Below are 1,698 nucleotides of genomic sequence, written 5' to 3' on the forward strand. Positions count from 1 at the left end.
CCCATGTCGGTCGCAAGCGTCGGCTGGTAGCCCACGGCCGAAGGAATACGGCCGAGAAGCGCGGACACTTCCGAACCGGCCTGGGTGAAGCGGAAGATGTTGTCCACGAAGAACAGCACGTCCTTGCCTTCCACGTCGCGGAAGTACTCGGCCTGGGCAAGACCGGTGAGAGCGACGCGGGCACGGGCGCCCGGCGGCTCGTTCATCTGGCCGTAAACCAGCGACATGCGGCTTTCGCCTTCGAGGTTGATAACCTTCGATTCGATCATCTCGTGGTAGAGGTCGTTACCTTCGCGCGTACGCTCACCGACGCCGGCGAACACCGAGTAGCCGCCGAAGAGTTTCGCGATGTTGTTCACGAGTTCCATGATCAGAACGGTCTTGCCCACACCGGCGCCGCCGAACAGGCCGATCTTGCCGCCTTTGGCGTAGGGACAGAGAAGGTCGATGACCTTGATGCCCGTGACCAGCACTTCCGATTCCGTGGCCTGATCAACAAAGTCCGGAGCCGGCGCGTGGATCGGGCGCAGCAGTTCCCGGCTGACCGGGCCGCGCTCGTCGATTGGCTCGCCGATGACGTTCATGATGCGGCCGAGCGTCGACGGCCCCACCGGAACCATGATTGGCTGGCCGAGGTCAGCAACGGCCTGACCGCGCACAAGGCCCTCGGTCGAGTCCATGGCAATCGTGCGGACCGTGCTCTCACCGAGGTGCTGAGCCACTTCGAGCACGAGGCGCGAACCGTTGTTCTCGGTTTCGAGCGCGTTCAGGATCGCGGGAAGTTCGCCGTCGAACTCGACGTCGACAACGGCGCCGATCACCTGTGACACGCGGCCTTTTGCGTTTGCGGAAATGCTCATCTTGATCGTCTCCTCGGGAGATGAAGTCTTGTTGGTTAGTGTCTAGAGGGCTTCGGCACCGGAGATGATCTCGATCAGCTCCTTGGTAATCTGTGCCTGGCGAGCCCGGTTGTACTTGAGGTTCAGGGCCTTGATCAGGTCCTTGGCATTGCGTGTCGCGTTGTCCATGGCGGTCATGCGGCTGGCTTGTTCTCCGGCCGAGCTTTCCAGCATCGCGGACAGGATCTGCGTGTTGATATAGCGCGGAAGCAGCGCTTCGAGGAGCGCGCCTTCGTCCGGCTCGTAGGTGTAGATCGCGCCGCCCAGATCGATCACGGGCGCGCCTTCTGGAGCCTTGGCCGGGATCAGCTGCTGGGCCGTCGGCACCTGGGTGAGCACGTTCTTGAACTGCGAGTAGATCAGCGTGGCGACATCAAACTCGCCGGCATCATAGCCCTTGGTCAGCATGTGACCGACGGCAATGGCAGACTCGGAAAAGTCATTGCCTTTGATGTCTGACAGATTGACGTGCGAGGTGAACAGGTTCGCATAGTCTCGCGACAGCTGCTCGCGGCCCTTCTTGCCGATGGTCATGACCTTCACGGTCTTGCCTTCGGCGATCAGGGACTGGATCTTCTGGCGCGCCAGTTTCACCACATAGGCGTTGAAGCCGCCAGCCAGACCACGCTCGGCGGTCATCACGACGACCAGGTGCACATCCGACTTGCCGGTACCGGCCAGTAGCTTCGGACCGCTGCCACCTGCCGAGCTGGCAAGGTTTGCAAGCACCGCCGCCATCCGCTCTGCATAGGGACGCGCGGCCGTGGCCGCATCCTGCGCGCGCTTCAGCTTGGCCGCT

Annotated in this window: 2 protein-coding genes; both read right to left on the minus strand. The window is 62.3% G+C overall.

Annotated elements, in window-relative coordinates; genetic code table 11:
* Positions 1-860: F0F1 ATP synthase subunit beta (gene atpD / locus WBB85_RS08885; RefSeq protein ID WP_432638265.1), on the minus strand; the 860-nt coding region annotated here is incomplete at its 3' end.
* A 42-nt stretch (positions 861-902) separates the two neighbouring features.
* Positions 903-1,698 (minus strand): F0F1 ATP synthase subunit gamma (locus WBB85_RS08890; protein ID WP_432638266.1); only part of this gene is annotated, 796 nt, incomplete at its 5' end.

This window comes from Albidovulum sp. (assembly GCF_049646345.1).
Lineage (GTDB): Bacteria > Pseudomonadota > Alphaproteobacteria > Rhodobacterales > Rhodobacteraceae > Albidovulum.